The organism is Saccharopolyspora sp. NPDC049426, from assembly GCF_040676935.1.
GTDB lineage: Bacteria > Actinomycetota > Actinomycetes > Mycobacteriales > Pseudonocardiaceae > Saccharopolyspora.
This window is the reverse complement of sequence record NZ_JBFAPZ010000001.1, coordinates 604,353-629,030: the sequence shown is the minus strand read 5'-3', so window position 1 is coordinate 629,030 and position 24,678 is coordinate 604,353. Positions and strand designations below refer to the sequence as shown.

The 24,678-nt window shown below is 67.0% G+C and carries 26 protein-coding genes; 5 read left to right on the top strand and 21 right to left on the bottom strand.

Translation table 11 applies throughout. The features are described from left to right. Positions 1 to 145: 145 nt before the first annotated feature. On the top strand, positions 146 to 850 hold the full coding sequence (locus AB0J78_RS03095) for a hypothetical protein (RefSeq protein ID WP_363786322.1): 705 nt from the start codon (positions 146 to 148) through the stop codon (positions 848 to 850). Between the two features lie 119 nt (positions 851 to 969). Next, complete coding sequence (locus tag AB0J78_RS03090; RefSeq protein ID WP_363786320.1) at positions 970 to 1,728, top strand: hypothetical protein; 759 nt, start codon at positions 970 to 972, stop codon at positions 1,726 to 1,728. A 41-nt stretch (positions 1,729 to 1,769) separates the two neighbouring features. Here AB0J78_RS03090 and AB0J78_RS03085 read toward each other — a convergent pair whose 3' ends face one another. The 20 genes from AB0J78_RS03085 to AB0J78_RS02990 all read right to left on the bottom strand — a co-directional run bounded on the left by AB0J78_RS03085 (position 1,770) and on the right by AB0J78_RS02990 (position 16,949). After that, on the bottom strand, positions 1,770 to 2,348 hold the full coding sequence (locus AB0J78_RS03085) for a hypothetical protein (RefSeq protein ID WP_363786318.1): 579 nt from the start codon (positions 2,346 to 2,348) through the stop codon (positions 1,770 to 1,772). Beyond that, entirely contained in the window at positions 2,345 to 4,915 is a 2,571-nt protein-coding gene (locus AB0J78_RS03080; RefSeq protein ID WP_363786316.1) for a hypothetical protein, read from the bottom strand. The genes AB0J78_RS03085 and AB0J78_RS03080 overlap by 4 nt, the downstream gene beginning before the upstream one ends. After that, on the bottom strand, positions 4,915 to 5,121 hold the full coding sequence (locus tag AB0J78_RS03075; protein WP_210968423.1) for a hypothetical protein: 207 nt from the start codon (positions 5,119 to 5,121) through the stop codon (positions 4,915 to 4,917). The genes AB0J78_RS03080 and AB0J78_RS03075 overlap by 1 nt, the downstream gene beginning before the upstream one ends. A 256-nt stretch (positions 5,122 to 5,377) precedes the next feature. Beyond that, the gene (locus AB0J78_RS03070; protein WP_363786314.1) at positions 5,378 to 5,641 is read right to left on the bottom strand and encodes a hypothetical protein; all 264 of its coding nucleotides are present in this window, start codon (positions 5,639 to 5,641) and stop codon (positions 5,378 to 5,380) included. A gap of 66 nt (positions 5,642 to 5,707) precedes the next feature. Beyond that, positions 5,708 to 5,893 carry a hypothetical protein gene (locus AB0J78_RS03065; protein WP_363786312.1) on the bottom strand — a complete coding sequence of 62 codons (186 nt, stop codon included), beginning with the start codon at positions 5,891 to 5,893 and terminating at the stop codon, positions 5,708 to 5,710. A gap of 43 nt (positions 5,894 to 5,936) precedes the next feature. Beyond that, complete coding sequence (locus AB0J78_RS03060) at positions 5,937 to 6,140, bottom strand: hypothetical protein (protein ID WP_363786310.1); 204 nt, start codon at positions 6,138 to 6,140, stop codon at positions 5,937 to 5,939. Between the two features lie 71 nt (positions 6,141 to 6,211). Then, entirely contained in the window at positions 6,212 to 6,334 is a 123-nt protein-coding gene (locus AB0J78_RS03055; protein ID WP_363786308.1) for a hypothetical protein, read from the bottom strand. A gap of 7 nt (positions 6,335 to 6,341) precedes the next feature. Next, on the bottom strand, positions 6,342 to 6,503 hold the full coding sequence (locus tag AB0J78_RS03050; protein WP_363786306.1) for a hypothetical protein: 162 nt from the start codon (positions 6,501 to 6,503) through the stop codon (positions 6,342 to 6,344). A gap of 51 nt (positions 6,504 to 6,554) precedes the next feature. Beyond that, entirely contained in the window at positions 6,555 to 7,889 is a 1,335-nt protein-coding gene (glmM, locus tag AB0J78_RS03045; protein ID WP_363786304.1) for a phosphoglucosamine mutase, read from the bottom strand. Positions 7,890 to 8,106: 217 nt separating this feature from the next. Further along, complete coding sequence (gene rpsI / locus AB0J78_RS03040) at positions 8,107 to 8,619, bottom strand: 30S ribosomal protein S9 (RefSeq protein WP_363786401.1); 513 nt, start codon at positions 8,617 to 8,619, stop codon at positions 8,107 to 8,109. A gap of 8 nt (positions 8,620 to 8,627) precedes the next feature. After that, entirely contained in the window at positions 8,628 to 9,074 is a 447-nt protein-coding gene (rplM, locus tag AB0J78_RS03035; protein ID WP_132624452.1) for a 50S ribosomal protein L13, read from the bottom strand. 415 nt (positions 9,075 to 9,489) lie between these two features. Next, positions 9,490 to 9,780 carry a WXG100 family type VII secretion target gene (locus tag AB0J78_RS03030; RefSeq protein ID WP_363786302.1) on the bottom strand — a complete coding sequence of 97 codons (291 nt, stop codon included), beginning with the start codon at positions 9,778 to 9,780 and terminating at the stop codon, positions 9,490 to 9,492. 65 nt (positions 9,781 to 9,845) lie between these two features. After that, positions 9,846 to 10,157, bottom strand: coding sequence for a WXG100 family type VII secretion target (locus AB0J78_RS03025; protein ID WP_132682606.1), 312 nt, complete (start codon positions 10,155 to 10,157; stop codon positions 9,846 to 9,848). 208 nt (positions 10,158 to 10,365) lie between these two features. Beyond that, a complete protein-coding gene (locus AB0J78_RS03020) occupies positions 10,366 to 12,165 on the bottom strand; it encodes a type VII secretion-associated protein (protein WP_363786299.1) in 1,800 nt (599 codons plus the stop codon). A 462-nt stretch (positions 12,166 to 12,627) separates the two neighbouring features. Next, positions 12,628 to 13,443 (bottom strand): ESX secretion-associated protein EspG, encoded by an 816-nt coding sequence (locus tag AB0J78_RS03015; RefSeq protein WP_363786297.1) that lies wholly within the window; start codon positions 13,441 to 13,443, stop codon positions 12,628 to 12,630. 32 nt (positions 13,444 to 13,475) lie between these two features. After that, positions 13,476 to 14,816: a hypothetical protein gene (locus AB0J78_RS03010; protein WP_363786295.1), complete on the bottom strand. Its 1,341-nt coding sequence runs from the start codon at positions 14,814 to 14,816 to the stop codon at positions 13,476 to 13,478. A gap of 21 nt (positions 14,817 to 14,837) precedes the next feature. Beyond that, the gene (locus AB0J78_RS03005) at positions 14,838 to 15,368 is read right to left on the bottom strand and encodes a DUF3558 domain-containing protein (protein WP_363786293.1); all 531 of its coding nucleotides are present in this window, start codon (positions 15,366 to 15,368) and stop codon (positions 14,838 to 14,840) included. 13 nt (positions 15,369 to 15,381) lie between these two features. Next, positions 15,382 to 15,786: a hypothetical protein gene (locus AB0J78_RS03000; RefSeq protein ID WP_363786291.1), complete on the bottom strand. Its 405-nt coding sequence runs from the start codon at positions 15,784 to 15,786 to the stop codon at positions 15,382 to 15,384. Between the two features lie 138 nt (positions 15,787 to 15,924). Continuing rightward, positions 15,925 to 16,110 carry a DUF397 domain-containing protein gene (locus AB0J78_RS02995; RefSeq protein ID WP_363786289.1) on the bottom strand — a complete coding sequence of 62 codons (186 nt, stop codon included), beginning with the start codon at positions 16,108 to 16,110 and terminating at the stop codon, positions 15,925 to 15,927. Then, a complete protein-coding gene (locus AB0J78_RS02990; RefSeq protein WP_363786287.1) occupies positions 16,107 to 16,949 on the bottom strand; it encodes a helix-turn-helix transcriptional regulator in 843 nt (280 codons plus the stop codon). The genes AB0J78_RS02995 and AB0J78_RS02990 overlap by 4 nt, the downstream gene beginning before the upstream one ends. Positions 16,950 to 17,061: 112 nt before the next feature. On the opposite strand from AB0J78_RS02990, the gene AB0J78_RS02985 reads away from it, so the two are divergent. Then, on the top strand, positions 17,062 to 17,295 hold the full coding sequence (locus tag AB0J78_RS02985; protein WP_363786285.1) for a zinc finger protein: 234 nt from the start codon (positions 17,062 to 17,064) through the stop codon (positions 17,293 to 17,295). A gap of 57 nt (positions 17,296 to 17,352) precedes the next feature. Here the strand turns inward: AB0J78_RS02985 and eccCa are convergent, their stop codons facing one another. Next, entirely contained in the window at positions 17,353 to 21,438 is a 4,086-nt protein-coding gene (gene eccCa / locus AB0J78_RS02980) for a type VII secretion protein EccCa (RefSeq protein WP_363786283.1), read from the bottom strand. A gap of 311 nt (positions 21,439 to 21,749) precedes the next feature. Here eccCa and eccD point away from each other — a divergent pair, with 311 nt between their 5' ends. Then, the gene (gene eccD, locus AB0J78_RS02975; RefSeq protein ID WP_363786281.1) at positions 21,750 to 23,192 is read left to right on the top strand and encodes a type VII secretion integral membrane protein EccD; all 1,443 of its coding nucleotides are present in this window, start codon (positions 21,750 to 21,752) and stop codon (positions 23,190 to 23,192) included. 14 nt (positions 23,193 to 23,206) lie between these two features. Continuing rightward, on the top strand, positions 23,207 to 24,595 hold the full coding sequence (gene mycP, locus AB0J78_RS02970) for a type VII secretion-associated serine protease mycosin (RefSeq protein ID WP_363786279.1): 1,389 nt from the start codon (positions 23,207 to 23,209) through the stop codon (positions 24,593 to 24,595). The last annotated feature ends 83 nt before the right edge of the window (positions 24,596 to 24,678 follow it).

Genomic DNA, 24,678 nt, shown 5'->3' with positions numbered 1-24,678 from the left:
AGTTCTTTCGTCACACATTGATCTTGAACACCCTCCTCCCATAACTACGGGCGCACCCCGCCTCACGTGATCTTCACGGAATCAACCATCTAGAGCTGCTTCGAACCCTCCCGGATCCCTGATCGGATGCGGGACAATTCCGGGCATGACCTCGCCGCAGCCGCCCTACGGCCAGCCGCAACAGCCCGGCCAACAACCAGGATATCCCCAGCAGGGTTATCCACAGCCGCAGGGCCACCCGCAGCAGCAGCCCGGATACCCCCAACAGCCTGCATATTCACATCCCCATGCAGGTTATCCACAACAGCTGCACCCACTAGCGGGGCAGCCCCACGCGCAGTCGAACGTGGGGGCCGGTCGCAACGTCGGGATCATCATCGGCGCGATTGCGATCATCACTGGGCTCTACATCTTCATCAGCATCGTCACCAGCATGGTGCGCAACTTCAGCGTCGACGCACTGCCCTTCGATCTGGTGGCACTTCCGGCTGGTCTGTTGTTGATTCTTGGTGGAGTACTGTTCCTCCTCCGCCGTTGGATCGCTCCACTCGTGCTGGTCGGCGGCAGCACTTTGGTGCTGGTCAACCTCATCGAAGTCTTCGTGATGGGCGCGATGGCAGGCGCTAACCCAGTCGAAGTCTTCCCGCCGATCCAATTCACGGTCTTCCTCGTCTGCGCTCTCGTTGCCGGGATTGCTTTCCTTCCGTCGGTTCGCAAGGCCCTCAAGCCCAGGTCGATCAATCCTGCAGCCGCGCGCCCGATGCAACCCTTCGGTGGCCAGCCCCAGCAGCAAGCTGGCTATCAACAACCGGGATATCCGCAGCAGCCGCGCGGATACCTGCAGCAATAAGATCTCGCTCGCGGAGCCAGCGACTTAGGCTCGAGCACAATCAACGCGGAATCCGCGTAACGGCGCGGTGCTGCACTTCCCCTCCACAACAGCAACCGGATGCGGGATAATTGGTTCCCATGACGCCCCCGCAGCCGCCGTACGGCCAGCCCCAACAGTCTGGTCAGCAGCCGGGTTATTACCAGCAGGGCTATCCGCAGCAACAACCCGGATACCCCCAACAGCCTGCGTACTCGCAGCCCCAGGCAGGTTTCCCACAGCAGCCGCACACCCCGCCGGGCTACCCGCAGATCGTTGAGCCGCGTCCCAAGGCTGCCTACGCCGCAGCCGCTGTCAGCGCTGTCGCAGCACTGATCTCGTTGATATTCGCGATCGGATACATCGACGACGCGATCGGCATGATGGGTGGCATCACCGGCGAGACCAATGCTGGTGTCGGCGATGCGCTGTTCTGGGTAACGAGCGCGACCGGCCTGCTGACAGCACTGGGGATCGCGGCAACTGCCGTGTTGCTCTTCCTCCGCCAACCATTCGCACCACTGCTAGGGATGGTCAGCGGTGGACTAGGCGTGATCATGATGGGCTTCCGTGTCGCGACGGCGTTTCACGCAGATGCCAACCGCGGTTCGAGCATCGAAGCCGCTGACGTCGAGTACATCACCGTGCTCGCGCTGGCCATCGTCGTTCTCGTTGTCACAGCGCTACCACCTGTCAAAGCAGCGCTGAACCCAAAACCCGCCAAAGCCGGCCACCCCGGGGGCCCTCCCATGCAGTTCCCCGCGCAGGGCTACCCGCCGCAGGTCGGTTACCCGCAACAGGGTTTCCAAAAGCAACAAGGCAACCCGCAGCAGCCAGGTGGCTTCTATCCCCAGCAATGAGTTTTCGGGCCGTGATCGCTGGATCACGGCCCGAAAAATGTTCAACGCAACCAACTCTGGTTCTCGTAGTCGTCGTCATCATCGAACGTCGGCTTTTGCCGACGAGGGGCCGGCTTGGGCGGTGCCGGTGGCTTTGGCGTGGCAGGCGGCGGCGCGGGCTGCTCGTTTCGACGACCGAACCGGCCAGCCTGCACGTTCCAAGCGCTCTCCGGTGCCTGGGGCTGCGGAGCGGGGCGGGCGTCGCTCTCGGGCTGGTCGGATGGTTGTGCGGACTGCGCGGTCGTCGCGGCGGCTTCCTCGGCCTTGCTCTTCTGCACCGCGTAGAGCTGCTGCGAGAACCGCTCGACCTCGGGATCCAGGTCCTCCACCTCGGGCTCTTCGCCGACGGAGATCTCCTGAACTCCTGACTTCTCGTCTGCGCGACGGAGGTACTCGGCACGTTCTCGGACCCGGGCCAGGAGCTTCTGTCCCTTCTCCGTCGTCTCCTGCGCGGACTTATCGGCAGCCTTCGCGGATTCAGCCCAGCTCTGCTCAACGGACCGGACGCTGGCCGCGTTCGTCCTGGCCAGACCTTCCATCGAGTTCCGGAAAGCCTTGGCGCTCTCGCTGATTTCGGTCATTGCTCCCTGTCCTCGCCGAGCACCGAGCGGAAGCGCACGTTCGAGGCATCCACGCCATCATCGAAGAGCTGCCCCTGGGTGCGCCACGGGCTCTCATTGGTGCGCTCTTGATCGCCGCCTTGTTGACCGCCCTGCGCACCGCCCATCATGCCGCCCATCATGCCGCCGCCCATCGCTGCTGAGCCCTGCCCGCTCTGAGATCCACCGGGCTGTCCACCGCCGGCGGGGTCACCGCCGAGGGAAGACAGGCCGGTCGAACCCGCACCCTGCGCGTGCCCGCCCGCCGGGTCTCCGCCCAGCGAAGAGAGACCGGCAGACCCTCCAGGCGCAGGGTTTGGCTGGTCCTGGCCGCCGAACAAATCTCCGGACATGCTGCTGAACGAGTTCTGCACTCCGTCGCCACCGGGTGCGGACGACCCGACGCCCGCGGCCTGTGGAGCCGTCGACGCCGGAGCTCCCGGAACCGGACCGCCGCTCTGGTCTGCCGCAGGCATGGTCGTGAAACCACTCGTCTCAGGTGCGGGCATCGTCGTGAAGCCGCTGCCCGCACCTGCGCCCGCGAAGCCAGGCGAAGACCCGGCAGGAGCGACGGGCTCGGCCGGAGGCGGCGGGAAGCCGCCCGGCACGGGTCCAGCTGCCGGAGGCGGGAAACCGCCCTGCGGAGGTTCCGCGGGATAGGGGCCGCCAACGATCCCACCGCCAACCGCCGCACCTTCGGAATCACCGAGAGTCGGCGGCTTCGGCGGCTCATCACCGAAGTCGATCGTCTGGTTCAGCGGAGGCTGGCCACCGCCGTTGTCGACGTTGACCTTCATCTCACCGCCGGGGCCTTGCTCCAGCGTGATGGTGCGGTCACCTTCATGGATGACCGCGCGCCCGTCCGGCCCGGCTTGCACCGGAATCGAGTGGGGACCGCCCGGAACACCGGGGCCTTGCCCTGGTGCGGGCATGGTCTGCATGCCGCCGAGAACCCCACCAGCGGCGGGTTGTCCGGGCATTTGGCCAGGTGCTCCCTGGCCGAAGTCGACCGCATAGGTTTTAGGCTGGCCGTCCGGCCCGGTCAGCTGCACCTGGGTCTTGCCGTCAGTGCCGGGTTCCTGAACGGTCACAGCGTTCGGGCCCTGACCAAGGGTCACCTTCTCGCCCTCGCTACCTGGCATGCCGGGAGCGCCTGGAGCGCCCTGTCCCGGCATACCAGGAACTTCTGGCTTTTCCGGGGGCTTCGGCATTTCCGGAGTGGGCGGCATCCCGCCGCCACCGGCTCCGGCTCCAGCACCCGCTCCGGCGCCACTTCCAGCACCAGCAGCACCGCCATCACCAGCGCCGCCACCACCAGCGCCGCCGGCGCCTTGCTGGCCGCCGGGCTGCTGCTGGCCGCCGGGCTTCTGGTCACCACCCTTGTCAGCAGGGCCCGGGTTCTTGAATGGGTTCTCCTCGACCTTGCCCAGCTCGTCGTTGAGCTTCTTCCAAGCCTCGTTGATGTGCTTCTTGGTGTCGTCACACATCTGCACGAATTTGGAAGTGGTGTCCTCGACGGTTTTCGCGAAGTTCTCGCGGACGACCTTTCGGCACTCGTCCTCGATCTTGCGCTTCACTTCCTCGTCGAGGTCACCGTCGCACCCCTGCTCAACCTCCACGCCCCAGATCGAGCACGCCTTGCGCAGTGTGGTGTCGTCGTCAGTTCCGTTGGCCACGGAGATGGTGGTGTCCCAGTCCTGGTCGGCCTTTTCCCCGATCCGCTCGGAGTACTTGTCGAGTTCCAATGCCGCAGTGGCCTTCTCACGAATCATCGACGACACGGACTTCACGGTGTCTTGAGTCATCGATGCGGCGTCGCTGACCTTCTGGATCACACGTTCCTGCGCGGTCGGCGTGAACTTCGACGAGAAGAAGTCCTGGGAAGCGTCCGAAGCACCACCGGTCCAGCCCTTCCACAAGCCGCCGAGCTTGTCGGACATGGTCTGCACAGACTCGCGCATGCCCTTCTCGGCATTCTTCAGGTCTTCGATGTTCTTGGCGAACTTGTCGAAGTTGAGCTGGCGCTGCTCGTTGTAGTGCTCACGGATCTTGTCGACCTTGAGCACTTTGCTCTTGTCGTTGTAGTCGTTCTGGATCTTCTCGTAGAGCGGCACCCACCGTTCGAAGAACCTCAGCCCCGGCTTGCCGGCGTCGAGCAGCTCATCACCCGACTTGGCGCCCGCACCCCCGTTTTCGCCGTTCTCGGACTTGCGCTTGACGTCCTCGAGCTTGCCTTTGCCGTCCTTGACGGCCTGATCGTGCTGCTGCTCCTTCTTCGAAGCAGCGTCCGCGTCCTTCTTGGCATCGTTGTAGACGTCCTGGAGTTCCTTGTCGGGATCGCCAACCCACCAGTCACCCTGAGTCGACCAGTACCCGTCGTCATACTTCGCAAGATAAGGCTCGACCTCGTCACGGATCCCGAACAAGGCTGCGTCGTCTTCAGCTGCATAGGTACTGGCGAGTTCGCGCTTCTTGTCATCAGAAACGTTGGGGTCGTCAAGGACCTTCTTGATTTCTTCCCAGCTCGGGTTCTTGGAGTCGTCGCCCATCAGTTACCCCCGGACTTTCCGACGGTGCTGGCCGCGTCGGCGTCGGACCAGGTGTAGCCGGAGCCGGTCTTCTCCAGCTTTCCGGCGAAGTCGTCCATGCCGTCGGCGAGACTCGCGACGCACTTGGAGATCTTCTTCATCGCCTGGTCGTAGGGCTGGAAGTTCTCGCCATGGGCCTTGCCGAAGTCGGCCTGCCCCATCCCCATGTCGGCGATGTTCTTGCTGTGCTGATCGCGGACTGGATCCGCCGCCGCACGAATGCTTCCACCTGCCGATGAGAACTCACCGGCATTTGCCCCGAACCCGGTCACCCTTCCCCCTCCATCAAAGGAACCCGCCGTCGCCATGCGGCGCTCAAGCACAGGTTCCGACGCGAACCAAGACTGTCTGGTTCCTCATCTTCGCAGGATTGCGCCGTTGAGAGGCCGGAACGGCCCAGGTACTTGCATCCGCGAAGGGGGCTCACTGCTGAGGCGGGTACTGCCCGTAACCCTGCTGAGGAGGTTGCTGAGGAGGCTGCTGAGGCGACTGGCCCCACTGCTGTTGCGGCAGTTGGGGCATCTGGCCCCACTGCTGCGGAGGCTGCGGGTACTGCTGGCCCCACTGCGGCGGGTGACCGTAGGGCGGTGGTGACTGCTTGTTCTTCCTCTTGACCAGCACGATCACGAGAGTGACCGCGCCGACGATCAGCAGCAGGAGAAGGATTCCAATGATCGGGCGCACCATGTGCCGCATCATGCCAGGCCGGGACCGCCCGCCGACCGCGAATCAGCAGGTGCTCTCTTCCTCACATCACTGCGGCGGGTACTGCTGCGGCGGCATCTGGCCCCACTGCTGCGGAGGCTGCGGGTACTGCTGGCTCCAGGACTGCGACTGCTGCGGGTAGCCCTGCTGACCCGGCCGTTTGCGGAAGATCAGGAAGGCGACGAGGAACCCGACCCCGAATCCGATGGGCAGGAAGATGGCGACTGAGAGCAAGGCTTTCCTTCGGTAGTGCCGACGGCGCTGACGATCGCGCAGGTCACTGGGGAGGGCGTGGCGGCTGGCCGAAGCCCTGCTGAGGAGCGAACTGCTGCGGCGGCGTCTGCTGCCACTGCTGGGGCTGGGCGAATTGCGGCTGCTGGCCGTGCCCGGTTGGCCCCTTGTTGCGGAACACCAGGAATCCGACGAGGAAGCCCAGCCCAAGTCCGAGAACGAGCCCGAACAGCGTCACCGTCAGAACCATCGCGCCCCGCCTCCGTCCAGTCGTGATTGCACCGCGAACCTACCGAACGCGAGCGGCGGACGGGATGGCACTCAGTGCAACAGCGTCGGCAGGCCCCAGCCTTGGGCGAGGACGACCGCGAAGATCAGCGCGCCCAGGAGCATGCAGACGAGCGGGACGATCAGGACCGTCCAGAGGTCGCCGAGGAGGCGCATCGGTGTCTCACACCTTGTGATGGCGTCGGTTGACGTACCAGGAACGACCCTCGTGGGCTGCGTTGACAGCCTTGAGAGCTCCGAGCATCAGCGCACCGAGCGCGATGATCCCGAAAACGAGTCCGACGGCGATGAGACCGACAACTATGGCGACGACGATGGCACCCATGTGAGCAGGGTCTCACAGATCGAGGCCCTGTGGAGACTCAAATCACAAAGATCACCGAATAGCGGAAACAATCTTTGCCAGTCTGTCCGCGATGTCCTGCGCGTTCTGCTCGCTGGCCGCCTCGACCATGACCCTGACCAGCTGTTCGGTGCCGGATTGGCGGAGCAGGACCCGGCCGGTCTCGCCGAGTTCGACCTCCGCGTCGGCGACCGCAGCGGTCACCTCGGGGGCGACCACGGCCGCGGCCTTGTCGGCGACGCGGACGTTCACCAGGACCTGCGGCAGCCGGCGCATGACCTTCGTCAGCCCAGCCAGCGGGGTGTCGGTCGCCGCGACGCGGCCCATCAGGCGCAGCGCCGTCAGCAGGCCGTCGCCGGTAGTGGCGTGGCCGGGCAGCACGACGTGACCGGACTGCTCACCGCCCAGCGAGTAACCCCCCGAGCGCAGCTCCTCCAGCACGTAGCGGTCGCCGACGGCCGTGGTGCGCAGGGACACCCCCTGCTCGCGCATCGCCAGGTGCAGGCCGAGGTTGCTCATGACCGTCGCGACCAGCGTGTTGTCCGTCAGCTCGCCGGATTCGCACATCGCGACCGCGAGGATCGCCATGATCTGGTCACCGTCGACGACGTCGCCCGCGGCGTCCACCGCCAGGCAGCGGTCGGCGTCGCCGTCGTGGGCGATGCCCAGGTCGGCGCCGTGCTCGAGCACCGCGGCCTGCAGCACGTCGAGGTGGGTGGATCCGACGCCGTCGTTGATGTTGAGGCCGTCGGGCTCGGCGTTGATGGCCACGACCTCCGCACCGGCGCGGCGGTAGGCGTCGGGTGCTGCTTCGGAGGCGGCGCCGTTGGCGCAGTCGACGACCATCTTGATGCCGTCGAGCCGGGACGGCGCCGCGATCAGCAGGTGGTCGGTGTAGCGGCGCAGGGCGTCCGGGACGTCGCGGACGCGCCCGACGTGCACGCCCGTGGGGCGCTCGACGTGCTCGTGGAGACGGGCCTCGATCTCGTCCTCGATCGCGTCCGGGAGCTTGTTGCCGCCCGCGCTGAACAACTTGATGCCGTTGTCGGGCATCGGGTTGTGCGAGGCGGAGATCATCACGCCGAGATCGGCGCCCAACTCCTTGACCAGGTAGGCCACCGCCGGGGTCGGCAGGACTCCGATGCGCAGGACGTCGGCACCCGCCGAGGTCAGACCGGCCACGACGGCCGCTTCGAGCATCTCGCCGCTGGCCCGCGGGTCACGACCGACCAGCGCCACCCGGCGCCGGGAGTCGTCCCGGTCGTAGAGCACGCGCGCCGCGGCCGAGCTCACCGACATCCCCAGCTCCGGCGTGAGATCGCCATTGGCCAAACCGCGCACACCGTCGGTGCCGAACAACCGAGCCATCAGCAGCAAGTCCTCCTCGTGTCTGCGACCGGTTGGTCAAGCGTCGCACAACCGGTCATCCGGCACTCCACAGCGTCCCCCGTGCGCGGGTGGCGTTCGCGGCCCGAACCGCCATGATCGAAGCCGCTTCCGCCACCCACCACCCCTGAAACGACTGCGGGAGCAGGTTCGCCCGAGTGGGGCGAACCTGCTCCCGCAGGTAATGCTGGGGTTCGCGTCAGCGCTTGCTGTACTGCGGCGCCTTGCGGGCCTTCTTGAGGCCGTACTTCTTGCGCTCCTTCTCCCGCGAGTCACGGGTGAGCATGCCGGCCTTCTTCAGCGCCGGGCGGTCCTCCGAGTCGAAGGCGGTCAGCGCGCGGGCGATCGCCATGCGCAGCGCACCGGCCTGGCCCGAGGGGCCGCCACCGCTCAGGGTCGCGAGCACGTCGAAGTTCTCGAGGCGCTCGACGGTCACCAGCGGCTCCTTGATGAGCTGCTGGTGGACCTTGTTCGGGAAGTAGTCCTCGAGGGTCTTGCCGTTGAGCTTGAAGCCGCCGTTGCCCGGCACCAGCCGGACGCGGACCACGGCTTCCTTGCGGCGACCAACGGTCTGAACCGCACCACCGGTCGGAACCGGAACGGGAGCGGGAGCCGGGGTCTCGTCAGCGGCGACGGCCGCAGCCGTCTCGTCAGCGGCGACGGCCTCGACCGTCTCCTCCGCGGCAGCGGTCACTGCCTCTTCCTGCTGCAGTTCGTCAGTCACTTCTCGACCTTCGCCTTAATCTCGAACGCCTGCGGGTTCTGGGCCTGGTGCGGGTGCTCCGGACCGGCGTAGACCTTGAGCTTCTTGCCCATGGCCCGGCCGAGCTTGTTCTTCGGGAGCATGCCCTTGATCGCCTTCTCCAGCAGCCGCTCGGGGTGCGAGTCGAGCACCTGGCCGAAGGACTGCTTGCGCAGACCACCCGGGTACCCGGAGTGCCGGTAGTGGAACGCCTGCTCGCGCTTGTTACCGGTGAGGGCCACCTTCTCGGCGTTGATGATGACGACGAAGTCACCGGTGTCGACGTGCGGCGCGTAGGTGGGCTTGTGCTTGCCGCGCAGCAGCGTCGCGGCCTGAGTTGCCAACCGGCCGAGCACCACATCCTCGGCGTCGATCACATGCCAGGCGCGGGTCACCTCGCCGGGCTTCGGGCTGTACGTGCGCACGGGTCTACCTCGTCGTCGTTCGCGTCGGAATCTCAGTGCGGAGCCCGTCTCGATCACGCCGGACAGTTCGCACGAGGTCTTCTCGTGGAACCGGCACGTCCGCCAGTACCGCCGCCGGGACCGTGACCCGCTTTCGCGAGTCCGTTCCGCTGGCGCGAACTGCAGCCGCGCACCGCACAACAAAGAATGAGGGTACTTGGTGGCTTCTGGCCCGGTCAAAACGGGTCCTCGTTTGCTAATTCGAGGTTCTGACCTGGCAGATTGCCGAAACCAGCATAGCAATGCCCGCTGGTGCCCGGCGGGGACCCCGGCAAAGCCGATCGGACCTCCGCAAATGGAGATCAACCGCCGGACGCGTTGATGGCCCCGGCGAAAACACCGGAGCCATCAACGCGGAAATCAGTGCGAGGTGAGCTCAGCCACCGAAGCGGCCGGCGTTCTTCTTCTCACCGGCCTGGAAGGACTCGTTGGCCGCACCCACGGCCATGCCCATCTTGGCGGCGGTCTCCTGCATCTTGGCGGCCTCCTGGTCCCAGGACGCCTGAGCCTCCTGGTACGCGGCCACGGCCTCGCCCTCCCAGGTGGAGACGAGCTTCTGGATCTTGCTCTCCAGGTCGTCCAGCTCACCCTGGATCTTCTGGGCAGCGGTCTGCAGGTCGTCGGAAGCCTGCTGCAGCTCCGCGAAGTTGACGTTGATCTCGCTCATTACCTGTCCCCTCGAATGCGTCTAGATCAAGAAATGTGGAATCTGCGAAGAAAGCGGAAGCGAAATCAGCCGTCGAGCATGCTGGTGATCTTGGAGATCTCCTGCGCCTGCTCCTCCTGGACCTGCGCGTAGTCCTGACCCGAGGACTGCACGTTCTGCCCCAGCTCGTCCAGCTTCTGGATGATCGTCCTGCCGCTCTGCTCGTACTGCTCCATCAGCTTGCGGAAGACGTCGGCGGCGGCACCCTTCCAGTTCTGCACCGGGCCCTCGAGCTGGCCCTGCAGCTGCTGCAGCGCCTGCTCGACCGCGTTGCGCGCCTCGTCGATGTCAACCGACGCCTGCTGGATCGCCTCGGTGTCCGCACCAATTCCAGCCATCTCTGGATGACCCCCTTCAAACTCGGTATCAAGCTCTGATGAACCTGCGACGCAGACATTGCCACGTCCGGTTCCCTGTTGTCCTGGATTTCTCGGCAAGCCGTTGCTGTTGTAAACGCAAAAACGGGAACCAGCAGGTCAACACGGGTTTTGCGGTTGCGAAAACCTGAAACGTGGTTCGGCCGAACGGAGTCCGTTCGCAAATGCATCAACCGATCCCGAGTGATCCCACGACCTGTTCGCAAGCGCGAACGACATCGTCCTTCCCCTGCGGTCCGTACTTGCAGCCCACGCTCACTTTGAATTGACCTTTGTACAGCGTGTACCACTCGACGGTCGCCTCAGGCAGCGTTTCCCGGTAGTACACGACGTCCCGGCCCGCGAAGCTGGTGGACGGCGTGAACAGCGAGAACTTCTCGCCCGCCGCAACGCTTTTCTCGTACTCGCCGCGCAACAGCTGCACCGCCCGATTGCGGTCGCCATCGGTGTCGAAGGTCAGCCGCCCCTCCTCGACGGCGACCAGCGATCCCTGCGGCCCGTCGCCAGGCGCGACCAGCGTCTGGAACTTCGCCGGGTCGCCGCCCGCCGGACGCCAGCTCCCCGGGTAGGAGAAGTGGTAGTCGTAGCCGGACATCTGCTGCGCGGGCACGAGCGGATCGGCCTGCGGCCGGTTGCCGGTGAGCAGCAGGGCGGCGGCTCCGGCCGCCGCCACCAGCGCCACGGCCCCGGCGCCGACCAGCCACGGCGCCTTCCGCTTGCGCTTGAGCTTCGGGGGCTTGGTCACCGGGCGGGTCGGTTCGTCGCCGGTCATGACCGCCGGCCTGGGGCGGCTCGGCGCCTCGCCCCTGGTGGGCTGGTGCCCCGGCAGCGGGTAGTCGCGGACGGTCGTGCCCGCCCAGGTGCCGGTGGGAGCCAGGCCGCCGCTGCGCCCGGGGTCGAGCCGCACGGCGCGCAAAGCGCCTCGGGCGACCACGGTTTCGGGCTGGTCGAGGGTCGCCGGAACGACGCCGGTGCGCTCGTGGATCAGTCGCGCCACCATCGGGATCCGGCTGGAACCGCCGACGAGGAACACTCCGGCGAGCTGCCTGCGCGGGACGTGCCCGTCGCGCAACGTCGCCAGGACCAGCTCGGCCGCCTTCGCCAGCGGTGCGGCGGTGAGCTTCTCGAGGTCGGCGCGGGTGACGTGGGCGTCGGCGAACGGCGGCGGCATGGGGACGTCGGTGTAGGCGTGTCGGGACAGCGTCTCCTTCGCGCCGCGCACGTCCTGCCGCAAGACGCGGCGACGTCGCCGATCGGGCATCTCGCGGCCCTCGACGAGCTTGCGCCACGCGTCCGGATCAGCGGTGCCGACGAGCTTGCCGACGTGCTCCAGCAGCAGCTGATCGATGTCCGCGCCGCCGAAGTTCGGTTCGCCCTTGGTGGCCAGGACCTGGAAGGACGCGCCCTGCTTGCGCACCACGGAGGCGTCGACGGTGCCGCCGCCGAGGTCGAGGACGGCCAGCGCGCCACCGTCGGGCAGGCCGTTGCCCGCCGAGTGGAAGACGGCCGCGGCGACCGGTTCGGGCACCAGGACGATCTCCTTGCCCAGGCCGGCGGCGGCCTGCCGGAGTTCGGCGGCGCGCACGGAACCCCAGTCGGCGGGGTGGGTCAGGACGAGGAGGTCGACGGCGGCCCCGCCCGCGAAGCGGCGGGCCTCGCCGACCGCGCGGTGCAGCACTGCCCTGATGACGTCGCCGACCTTGAGCACGGTGCTGCCGAGCAGCAGTTCACCCTCGTCGATGCGACGTTTGGGGTGCGGTTCGAAGCGAGCGGGATCGACCGCGGCCTGGCGTTCGGCTTCGTGACCGACGAACAGCGTGCCGTCGGCTGCGGCGAACACCGCGGAGGGCACCAACGGCTGCCCGTCGATGACGACCACCTGTGGCTCGGCACCGCCGACCGAGACCACCGTGCATGTGCTCGATGTGCCGAAGTCGATCGAGACGTGCAGGGACACCCAGAACTCCATTCACCGTCGCCGAAGCGCGCGTCAGCGACGACGTCGTCATCCGGCCCGCCGTACCGGCGGCACCGTCCCCCCGGGGAAGCACCCTAGAGCCACCCGCCACCCCCGCACCAACATCCTCCCGCAATCAGCCGACGACGTTGGGTGATCGACCGGGTGAGAGACCACCCACCACACCTGCGAACGCAGACCCGACCTGACTGACGCGGACAGACCCCACTCCCGCACCACTCCACCACCAACCCCGGCCGTTCCCCACGTCCCCGACACACCACCCGGGCCCACCTGAGCGGGTGAAGTCTCGGGTTTCAGTGGAAATCAGGACCCCGATTTCCACTGAAACCCCGTCCCCGAGTTCCACTGAAGTCCGGTTCCTGATTTCCACTGAAATCCGGGGTGTGGGTGCCGCTGAGATTTGGGTTGGCGGGGAAACCGCTGGTGGGAGGGTTGGGGTTTCGGGGTGGGTCAGTTCTTGGCTTGGGTGCGGACTTCTGCTACTCGGTTTTCGAGGGCTGCGGTCAGTTCCGGGGCGCCCAGGCCTGCTAGGACGATCTCCGGGCCGACGCCTGGGCGTTGTTGTTGGGTGAGGCCGTAGCGGCCGTCCGGTTCCGGGGCGTCGAACCACTTGAGGACCGCGGAGCGGTGGGTCCTGCCCAGGCGGTCCCGGAGGTTGGCCGTGAACTGGCCGTCCCGGTGGTGCTCGGCCTCGACGAAGGCGCGGAGGGTCTCGGCGGCCGGTGCTTTGCGCGGACCCGCGGACTGCATGTGGTCGATGTTCTCGAAGTCGTCCGACGGCCTCTGAGCCGCCAGATCGGCCGAGGGGACCGCCAGGCGGGGACGTTTGCCGACGGGAGCGGGCGGCATGCCCTGCACCGCGGCGGCTCCCACCGAGGTTCGCGGCAGCACCGAGATCCGCAGGTCACCGCCGTAGTTCTCGGTGTCGCCGGACTGCTGGACGAGCAGCAGCGCGCCCTGCTCGGTGGCCACCGACAGCAGCCTGAACGGGGATTCGGCGGTGTCGTCGGGCATCCACAGCCCCTCGATCCACAAGCCCGGTTTCGCCAGCTGCCCGAGGACTTCGGCGAAGCGCTGGGTCAGGCCGTTCTGCCCGAGCAGACCGGCTTTCTGCAGCTCGGGAAGGCTGCGCTGACGCAGCACGGCACGCTCTTCGAGCGTCTCGCCGTGCGAGCGGACGGAGATCGGGAACGGGTATTCGTCGAACCCGCCGATCTCCCAGCACAGGTCGAACCACAGCGGTGGCAGCAGCCAACGCTCGGACACGCTTTCCTCCCCAGCTACGCCGAAACCGCTCGTCACTCGCCGAAAACGGGAGGCGCGGTCTTCGGCATGTCGTCCATCCAGATGTCTTCTTGCTCTTCGAGCCAGGAGGGACGCTCGTGCTCGTTGTCCTCATCGCCTTGGCCGCGCTGACCCGCACCGGCACCGGCTCCGGGGGCACCCGCGGCACCACGACCAGCGGCACCCGCACCCGCAGCGCCCGCACCGGCACCCGCGCCGAGACCGCCCATCCCTGCCCGGCCACCAGCGCCCATACCGGCACCGGCCTTGCCACCGGCACCCATGCCTGCGCCCGCACCGCGAGCACCGCCCATGCCGCCGGCACCACGACCGCCTGCACCCGCACCGGCTCCCGGCGGCATCCCACCGACGAACCCGGCCGAGGGCCCGCCCGGACCGGGATTCGCCCCGGGAGGCGTGCCGCCACCGGCACCAGGACCGTTCGGCGTCGACGAAGCCCACTGCGAACTGCTCTGAGCAGGAGACGAACCACCGGAGGAGCCCCCGGCGGAACCACCGACCGAGGAGCCGGAGTAACCACCGCCACCGGACCCCGAACCGGACCCGCCGGGTACACCACCGCCGGGATCACCCGAACCAGGCGGAGGAGGCGGAGGGGCCAGCGGGTTCACCGGCGGCGGGAACGTAGGAGTGCTCGTGTCGACGGCCTGGTAGCCCTTGCCGTAGACGTTCTCCGCGACCTGCCGAGCCTGCTGATCGGCTTCCTGCTGCTCGCGCATCTGCGCGGCGCCGTCCATCAGACCGCCGGCCGGTCCCATCGCGGTCGCGATCACACCGCGAGTCGTGTCGTACCCGGCGGGCGGCTGCAGCGACGCCTTGGTCTGCTCGGCGGCGACCCCGGCTTCCTGGATCTTCAGGCCCGTTCCGCGCACCGAGTCGCCGAAGGCACGACCCCACTCCTGCAGCGGCTTCGACGCGTTGAACCCGGCCTCGGCTGCCTGACCGCGCATCCCGTCACCAGCGGCGGCACGAGCCTTCTGGTCGAGGTCACCGAGCGATTCTGCGATCTTCTGACCGAGCTTCTCCCAGCCCTGCCCAGAGCGGTTGATCGCCTCAACGTTCAGCGAGGGCTTCAGCTTCTCGGCAAGACGGGCCTGGTCCCAGTTCTTCCAGTTGTCCTGCTGAGTGATCGACGCGGGGTCATGGCCATTGAGCTGGAGGTTCTGCTGCTGCTGGGTGAGCGCCTTGAGATCCTGGCGCCCGCCCTTTGCCGCTGCTTCGCGCGCCAGCCGAGCTTCCTCCTGCGCGGAGGTTTCACCACCGACAGCGCCGACGAACACATCACCGGCGGACGAGGCAACGCCGCCGACGAACTCGGTGAACCCGTTCCCCATGTCGTTCCCCCTCGACAGTTCCTACTTCGGCAGCTTCGGCTCGACGGCCTGCGCGATTTCCTTGGCCTTGCTGCAGGTTTCCTCGTCGCTCGGCATCTTGTCCGAGCTGTAGGTGATGTCGACGATCACGGAGCCAGAACCGACGTACATGATCTGACGGCAGCCCCCCAGGCCCTTGCCTCCGATGGCAATACCGGCGAACCCGCTGTGCGAACCCACTTGGTTGGGCGTGAACTGGTCGAACTGGTCGCGCTGGCCTTGCCAGAACGCCTCGCCGTTCGTCTCAGCTTTCAGCACACCGAACTCGAGGTCTTCACCTTGGAAGTCGCAGCCGACTTCACCGGTCCCGAGGTCACTCGGTTGTCCTGGGACGGAAGCGCCGAAAGCCTGCACCTGGTCCGGGGACAACGCCGTGCATGGATCAAAGCTCTTCAGAGCGCCGCTGCCCGCCTCCCCAGTCGGCTGGCCAGGGGTGCTCTGCCCACCCGAGCATCCAGCGATCAACAACGCCGTCGCAGCGAACAGCACGCTGCTCATAGTCGCCTTGCGCATACCCACCATCAGATCAGACTTTCGGAAGATTTCGAGCGTTCTCGTCGTCGGTATTCTGCATCTCACGCGCGGAATCCCGGTACGCCTGAGCCATATCGCGAAGGATCTCCTCCATCTTGCGGAGGATCGGCAGGAGTCCTGCGTCCGAGCCTGCCTGCCCTCGAACCTTCTCGTTGAACTTCGTCTCCAAGTCGCGCCCGATGAAGCAATCGCCGTAGGCGTTGGACGTGATCAGACGTTGCGCGTCTCGGAAGAAGTGGCGGAAGTCGTCCGCCTTCTCCTCGTAGACCTTGGCGACCGCTTCGGCTCGTTCCGGGTCCATGACGAGTTGACCGTTGTCGACCGCAGCACGGAGACCCTGCGACTGCCCCTGCAGCGCTGAGGCGCCGGCGGCTAAGCCTTCCATCCCGGTGGTCATCGAGAGCCCCCTCCACGTTCGTGATCAAGAACGTCACTCAACCGAGCGATCACGAACGCAGAGGGTACAAGTCAGTGACCTGCCGTGGGGCGGGATTCACGGGAGGTGGCTCACACAACAGCCGATCAGCCCAAGCGGTCAACGAGAACGGCGTAGTCCTGCGAGGAAGTCGGCCCACCTCTGCTGGGGAAACACCAGCACATCGCCGTCTCGATCCTTGGAGTCCCGGACCCCGACGATCTCCGGAGCCACCGCGACCTCGACGCAGTCCCCTTCGACGCCGCTGTAGGAGGACTTCTTCCAGCCGGCTAACTCGCTAGTCATGTCGCCTCGCTCTCGTACTTCTCCAGGTACGAGAGAATTATCGCGCGCGAGGCGTCCGGGTCAGAGGCCTGAAGTTCCAACGTTTCGACTGAACCAAGGAAGAGGCCGACGTCCTCCGGGGCGTCGATGAACGCACCTGACCTGCGGGCCTCGATGTGGACCACGGGCCTTGATCGATCGAACTCGAACAGCAGGAACGCACCGCTCATCCCCGCGTGCGCTCCGATCGACCGCGGCAGAACGCGGATCTCGACGTTGCTGCTCTCGCTGACCTTGAGCAGGTGGCGCATCTGCTCGGCCATGACGAGCGATCCTCCGATCGGCCGGAAGAACACCGCCTCGTCGAGGAAGGCCCGCAACCGAACCGTGTTGCGTCGATGCAGGACTTCTTGCCGCTTCATGCGGATCTCGACCCGAGCGTCAGCGGTGTCGTCATCCAGCTCGGACGACGTCATGATCTGCCGGGTGTACTCGCGGGTTTGCAGAAGCCCGGGAACGAGGTTGAGCTGCACGCTCGTGATGCGCTTCGCGCGCTGTTCGGCGTCGAGGAGCGCGGTCAGCTGTTCGGGAATCTCGCGGCCGACCTCCCACCAGGCGGGCTCCCGGATCTCGCGGGCCAGCTTGACGAGGCGTTCGCGCTCGGAGCGGTTCACCTTCAGGGCTTTGAGGATCGCCTCGACGCTCTCGACGTGGATGCCCCGGCGGGCTGTTTCGAGCCGACTGACCTTCGCCTCCGACCAGCCCAGCATTCGCGAGAGCTCTCGCGCGGTCAGTCCCGTCGCGAATCGTGCGGCGCGGAGTTCCTTCGCGAGCGCGCGTGCCCTTGGTGTGTCGGCCATAGCGACAGCTTACGAGCGGCGAAGGGCCTTTCTGACCTCCCTCTTTCGTGTAATTGATCAGTTGGAGCCCCACTGGCAATCTTGCCAAAATCCAACTCACTGGGGAGTTCCGATGCCTGAATACCTGACCTACGTGTGGCGGCCCGTTCCCGGGAAGCGACATGCCTTTCCGATCGCCGCGACCAAGCTCGACGTCGAGGAGACCGCGACCGCCTACTGCGGGGCCGAAGTCGAGGCGGCGAAGCTCCACGACCTCAACGAGATCGCCTGGATCCTCGAACCCACCTGCATGGACTGCTGGAAGCACCTCACCGACAACCCACCCGCAGCCGCTTCACGCCCCTAGCGCAGCAAGAAGCCTCCCCTCGAAGCTGGTTCGAGGGGAGGCTTCTTCAGCTTCTGATCACTGCTGCTGTTCGGTGATCATGGCTGTTTGGATCATCTGCGGTCCGCCGCGGAGGGTGCGGCTGACGAGAGTGCCTCGGCCCGGGGGCAGTTGGCGGGACTTGATGTTGGCGACCAGCTGACCGTCGTCCTTGTTCGCGCTCATCGCCAGGCCGGGGGCCGACGTTTCGCGCATCTTGCCGATCAGCGGTTCGTACAACGCGCGTCCCGCACCGCCGGAGTTGCGGGCCAGGATGACGTGCAGACCCACGTCGGCGGCCTGCGGGATGAACTCCGCCAGCGGGGCCAGCGGGTTGTTGCCCTGCGGTGCGACCAGTTCGTAGTCGTCGACGACGACGAACAGTTCCGGGCCCTTCCACCAGGAGCGGTCGCGCAGCTGTTCCTGCGTGACGTCGGGTCCGGGCAGTCGCTTCTTCAGCGAGGCGCAGACGTCCTTGACGTTGCCCTTGAGCTGATCGGCGCCGACCGAGTACTCCAGCAGGTGGGAGTTGAGGAAGCCCAGCATCGAACGCCGGTAGTCGACCAGCAGGATCAGCGCTTCCTTGGGCGTGTAGCGCTCGGTGATGCCGCGCACGATCGTCTTGAGCAGCGCGGTCTTGCCCGATTCCCGCTCGCCGAAGGCGTAGAAGTTCGGCTCGGCGCGGAAGTCCAGGTACACCGGGTGCAGACCGTCCTCGTTGATGCCGATCGGCACCAGCTTCGGGTTCGGCTGCTGCTCCGGACGCGGCAGCTGCTGGTAGGGCAGCAGTTCCGGCAGCAGGCGCACCTGCGGGGCCGGACGACCCTTCCAGGAGCTCTTGACCCGGTTGACCAGGTCGGCCACGCCCTCGGAGACGTCGTCGTTGTAGAGCTCCCAGCCCATCCGGGCCGGACGCCGCTCGTCTTCGGCGGCCTGCACCTCGACCGCGATCCGATCACCGATCTTCTCGCTGTCCACACGCGGCAACGCCGTCAGGAAGTGCAGCTTCGACTCGTGCATACCGCGACCCGGACGGCCCTGCGGGACCTTCACCGCCGCCTTGCGGTCGATCTCCGACTCGCTGGGGTCACCCAGCCGCAGCTCGATGCGCGTCTGGATCAGGTCCTTCATCGCCGGCCGGATCTCCGCCCACCGGGTGGCCGTGATGAACACGTGCACTCCGAAGGCAAGACCGTTGGACGCCAGGTTCAGCACGTCCTGCTCGAGGGTCTCGAACTCCTCGCGGAACGCCCGCCACCCGTCGATCACCAGGAACAGGTCACCGTAGGGGTCGTCGTCGAACTCACCGCGACGCTTGCGGTTGCGATAGTCGTTCATGCCCTCGACGCCGTGCTGCTGGAACCGGCCCTCGCGCTCGGCCAGCACCGCCTTGAGCTCGGCGATCGACCGGCGGACCGTGTCCGGGTCACGACGCGAACCGTAACCACCCACGTGCGGCAGACCCCGCAGCGTGGTCAGCGAACCACCACCGAGATCAACGCAGTAGAACTGCATCTCCTGCGGCGTGTGCGTCAACGCAGCCGAAGCGATGATCGTCCGGATCGCGTTCGACTTGCCCGAACCCACACCACCGACCACAGCACCATGACCACCCTGACCCGACAGGTCCAGGGTCATCGCGTCCTGGCGCTGGTGGTACGGAACGTCGATGATGCCGATCGGGATCTGCAACCGGGAGCTGCCCGAGTACCCGGCGGCGGTGTAGCCGCGGTCGTCGGTGGACTGCAGCGGCGGCAGCAGGGTGTCCAGAGTGGCCGGAGCGTCCAGCGGCGGCAGCCAGACCTGGTGCGCCGGAGGCGCGGCCAGCTTCTTGAACTTGTCGACGATGATCTGGAAGTCGGTGTACTCCGGCTCCTGCGCCTCTTCCTTGACCTCCGGCTCGTCCGACGTCTCCGGTTCCGGGGGCTTCTCGATGAAGTCCGGGATGAAGTAGCGCGGCATCTTCTCGCCGGTCACCGGCGACGCCCCGCCCAGCATCGTCGGGCGACGACCACTGGTCTGGTGCAGGTGGCCGGAGACGTAGGCCGCGCGGAAGCGGTCCATGCCGTTGGGGTGCTTGAGGTAACCGTGACCACCGGTGGCCGGCAGGTCGGCGGCGTCCGGAACACCGATGGCCGCGCGGGATTCCGCGGCGTTGAACGTCTTCAGACCGATCCGGTAGGACAGGTGCGAGTCCAGACCGCGCAGCTTGCCCTCTTCCAGGCGCTGCGAAGCCAGCAGCAGGTGGACCTGCAGCGAACGACCCAGACGACCGATCATCACGAACAGCTCGGCGAACTCCGGCTGCTGCGAGAGGAGCTCGGAGAACTCGTCGATGACCACGAACAGCGCCGGCAGCGGCTCCTGCGCGTGCTCGTCGCCCGCCTCGGCCATCTTCCGGTAGTCCCAGACGTTCTTCGCGCCCGCCTTGTTCAGAACCTCCTGGCGGCGGTTCATCTCACCGGCCAGCGCGTCCTGCATGCGGTCGATCAGCGAGCCGTCGCCCTCCAGGTTGGAGATCGACGCCGACACGTGCGGGGTGTCGAACCCGTTGAACGTCGCGCCACCCTTGAAGTCGACCAGCACGAAGTTGAGCATCTGCGAGGAGTGCGTGGCCATCAGGCCCAGCACGATCGTGCGCAGGAACTCCGACTTACCGGAACCGGTCGCACCGATGCACAGACCGTGCGGACCCATGCCGCCCGAGGCGGTCTCCTTGATGTCCAGGTGCACGATCTCTCCCTGCTCACCAGGGCCGATCGCGACCTTGTAGAGGTCGTCGGTGGGACGCGGGCGCCACGCCTCGTTGAGGTCGAAGGTGACCACGTCACCGGCCAGACCCAGCTGCTCGATGTAGTTCAGCGGCGTGGTCAGCGGCTCGTAGCTGCCCGAGTCGGTGTCGAGGGCCGGACCGCCGGCGACCCGGTACGGGGCCAGCTGGCGGGACAGCGACGTCGCTTCTTCCTCGGTCAGCGTGTCCGGCTTGCCGAACCACTCCACACCGGAACCACCGCGGGCACCGATGCGGTCCTCCTCCACGACCATCCGCATGCCGCGGCGAGCCGTGAGCGGACCCAGCAGGTCGGACAGGTCGATCATCGTGACGCCCGCCAGGCCGCCCTCGACGTAGAGGGCTTCCTCACGGCTGATCTCGGCGTCGTCGATCAGGATCACCACGTGCGGCTGACCGTCCGGCGGAGCCGCGTTGCGCTGGAAGCGCGGACGGTCGGCCAGCTGCTCGGAGAGCATGCTCTCGACCGTGGCCAGCGAACCCGCCATCAACCGCATCTGGCCGATGCCGTCGGTCTCGGTGGGGTGCTGCGCGTGCGGCAGCCACTTCACCCACTCCCACTCGCGACGCGCCTGGCCGGAGCTTGCGACCGCGATGATCACGTCCTCGGGCGTGTGGAACGTGGCCAGCTGGCAGATCATCGCGCGAGCGAGACCGCGCACCTGCTCCTTGTCGCCCTGCAGGCCCACCGCGGCGAAACCGCGCAGCGACGTCGCGATCGGCAGGTCCTGCACCAGCGAGTGCGCGCGCACGAAGCGGCGCAGCGCCAGCGTGGTGATCGGCTCCAGCTCGTCGACCGGTCCGGTCTGCGGCGGGACCAGACGGGTCTCCAACCGCTGCGAACCGCGGCCGACGCGGACCTGGCAGAAGTCGTTGTCGTTGGGGCGGCGCTCCCACATCCGGCGGCTGCCGGCCGCCAGCGACCACAGGGTCTGCGGATCGGGGTGCACCCACTCACGGGCCAAGCGCTGCTCGTCCGCCGCCTCGCGGGCGCGGTCGCGCATCTGGCCGAGGTACCGCAGGTAGTCCTTGCGGTCCTCGTCCATCTCGGCCTTCTTCTGACTGCCGTCCCGGCCACCACCGGCCATCATCCCGAATGTTGAGATGAGCATCATCATCGGCATCATCATCATCATCGGGTTGTTCTGGGCCCGCGTGAACATGAAGGCCATCATTCCCAGGGACGCCACGATCATCAGGCCCGGCAGGACCTTCTGAACGATGTTTCCCGGGATCGCCCGCGGAATCTCCGGCGGTGGTTCGAGGTGCACCTCCCCGCCCGGTGGCCTGGGAGCGGCCAGGCGTGGCGTTCGCTTGAACTGCAGCGTGCTCACCGGACGCAACAACCTTTCTCAGACGTGCCTGAAAACACCAGAAGACCTCCGGTGCTCGTCGAACTCGCAGCCAGCATTGTTCACTGCCGCGCAGCTCTGGATAACGGGGTCCGGCTCAGCGTGACCAACCAGATACCAAGTAGTTGACACGAGTTCCGCCAAACCCGTCACCCGTGGACGGTCGGTGTGGCCATACTAGGGGCGCTCTCCGATCGGGCGGGTGGGTTTCGACAAGAAAACCCGGCCTTGGTTGGATCGAGCCCTCGACAAACGAATGCAAGGCAATCAACTTCAGGGAGTAGGGGGCCCAAGTGGCGACCGGGACCACGGTGTTCAGCCGCGTGACGGTGGTGGCGCCTACAACTCGTATCGACCTGGCGCTGCCTTCAGACGTATCGGTGGCGGACCTGCTGCCGATGCTGCTGGATATGGCCCGCGAGATGACCCCGGACGGCGGTTCGCGGCACGGCGGCTGGGTGTTGGCCAAGCTCGGTGAGAGCGCGGCCCTCGATCCGAGTCAGTCGCTGTCCTCGCAGGGAGTTGTCGACGGCGACATCCTGCAACTGCGCCGCCGGTCGGACGACCCGCCGCCGCCGCTCTACGACGACGTCGTCGACGCGCTCGCGGAGGCGGAACCGGGCAGCTACCGGCCGTGGACCAAGGAGACCTCCGCGAAGGTCGGCCACACCGCCGGCGCGCTGGGCCTGCTCACCGCGGCCGCGGCTCTCGGGCTCGCAGGTCCCGCCGGGATGCTGCACCCGACCACCATCCAGGGCACCACCGCGGTCGTGTTCCAGCTGGCGGCGGCCGTGACGGCGATGGTCATCGCGATCTTCGCGACCGGCATCGGCTCGGTGGTCACCCGCGCCTACGCGGCCTCCACGACCGGAACCGTGATCGCCGGTGCCGGTGGTCTGCCGATGGCGTTCGTGGCCGGCTTCAACATGGTTCCCGGCAACACGCTGGAACCGCGGTTGCTGCTGGGCAGCGCGCTGGCGTTCATCTTCGCCTCAATCTCGATCATGGTGATCGGCGCGGGAATCGTGACCTTCATCGCAGCTGCCACGGCCGGTGCTTTCGGCACCATCGCCTTCGCAGTCGCGACGATCTTCACGCAGGTCAGCGCCTCCAGCGTCGCCGCAGGCGCCGGTGCCGTTGCGCTGGCCGGGATCTCCCTGCTGCCGCGCATTACCATCCAGCTGTCGAAGCTGCCGCTGCCGCACGTTCCGGGCAGCGCGGAGGACCTCAAGGAGGACTCCGGGTTCCCCGACTACCGGATGATCGAGCGGCAGACCGGACTGGCCCACCAGTACATGACCGGTCTGATCATCGGTTGCGGTGTCGTCGCGGCCATCGGCGCCATGGTCGCCGCCGCGACCAACCCCATCTGGGGCTCGGCGTTCGCCGTCGTCGTCGCCGCGGTCCTGCTGCTGCGCGGCCGCAACTACGCCAACGGCAGCCAGGCGCTGGCCCTGCTGTTCAACGGTCTGCTGGCCTCGGCGGGCATCGCCGTCGGACTGCTGGCGCAGGTCGCCGACAACCCGGTGTACGTGGCGGCCGTGTTCCCGCCGCTGCTGATCCTCGGCGGCCTCGCGGTGATCTTCGGCGTGGTGTTCCCGAACCGCCGGTTCTCGCCGGTTCAGCGCCGGATGGTCGACATCCTCGAAGCCGTCCTGATCGCCCTGGTGCTCCCGCTGGCGCTGGCCGCGATGGACCTCTACATGGCCATCCGCGACCTGAACCTGAACTTCTAAGAGGGACCTCGCACATGGGCTTCAAGCACCCGCGCTCTCGCGGCGCACGGCGCGGACTCGCGCTGTGCGCCGCGGTGGGCGTCCTCGGGCTCAGCGGACCGATGGCCCCGGCCATCGCGCAGCAGGTGGGACCGCCTCCACTGGATCCGAGCCAGCAGACCGGGACGTCGCTCAAGCCGCAGAACTTCCCGCAGAAGCAGGGCTGCATGAACGGCAATCCCGGCAGCACGATCCCCGAGAAGCCCTGGAGCCAGCTGGTCCTCGGCTACGAGCGGGCGCACGAGCTGGGATACACCGGGGCCAACGAGATGGTGGCCGTGATCGACACCGGGGTGAACAACCACCCGAGGCTGGGCGCGGTCGTGCCCGGCGGCACGTCGATCACATCGGACGGTCGGGGCACGCAGGACTGCGACGGGCACGGAACGATCGTGGCCGGCGTCATCTCCGCCGATCCCGATCCGAGCGGGGAGACCGGCTACGTCGGTGTGGCGCCGGACTCGACGATCCTGTCGATCCGGCAGACGTCCAACCTCTTCGTCGACGACCAGACCAACGCCACGGTCGGCACCACCGAGACCATGGCGCAGGCGATCAACCTCGCGGCCGCGCGAGGCGCGAAGGTCATCAACATCTCGCAGTCCTCGTGCCAGCCGATCGCGCAGGCGAGCAAGTACGACGACTACGGCAACCAGATGTTGCACAACGCCGTCAAGAACGCCTACAACCAGGACATCGTGATCGTCGCCGCTGCGGGCAACGTCGGCGGGAACTGCCAGAAGAACTCGCCCGGCAGTCCGTCGACGGCCGTGCTGCCCGCGTGGTTCGACGACGAGGTGCTCACCGTGGCCTCGCTGAACCAGCAGGGTGCGCCGTCGGAGTTCACCGTCCCGGGTCCCTGGGTCGACGTGGCGGCTCCCGGCGAGAACCTGATCGCGCTCGACCCCGGCAACGGCGGGAACGGACTGGTCAGCCAGATCTCCGAAGGCGAGCAGGGGAAGATGGCCCCGATCCAGGGCACGAGCTTCGCGGCTCCGTACGTGTCCGGGCTGGCTCTGCTGATCAAGCAGAAGTTCCCCACGATGTCGGCGGCCCAGGTCATGGAGCGGATCAAGACCACCGCTCTGCACCCGGGCGGCGTCAACGGTCGCAACGACATCGTCGGCTACGGCATGATCGACCCGACGGCCGCGATGCAGGACGTGGTCCCGGCCGAGCACGGCAAGCAGGCGCCGCCGAAGAAGCAGACGCGCCTCGCGGCGGATGCCCTGCAGCAGAAGGACTTCCCGGCCATCATCGTCGCCATCGGCGGCGCGGGAGCGGGAATCGCGGGCATCGTGTTCACGGCGTTCCTCGCCAACGCGGTCCGCAGCGTCCGCGCCCGGGCCCGCCAGAACCGCTGAAGCGGAACCTCCGCTTCGCACGACCGAGAAAGGGCCGTCTCCCACTGGGGAGACGGCCCTTTCTCACATCCACACTGCGCGCC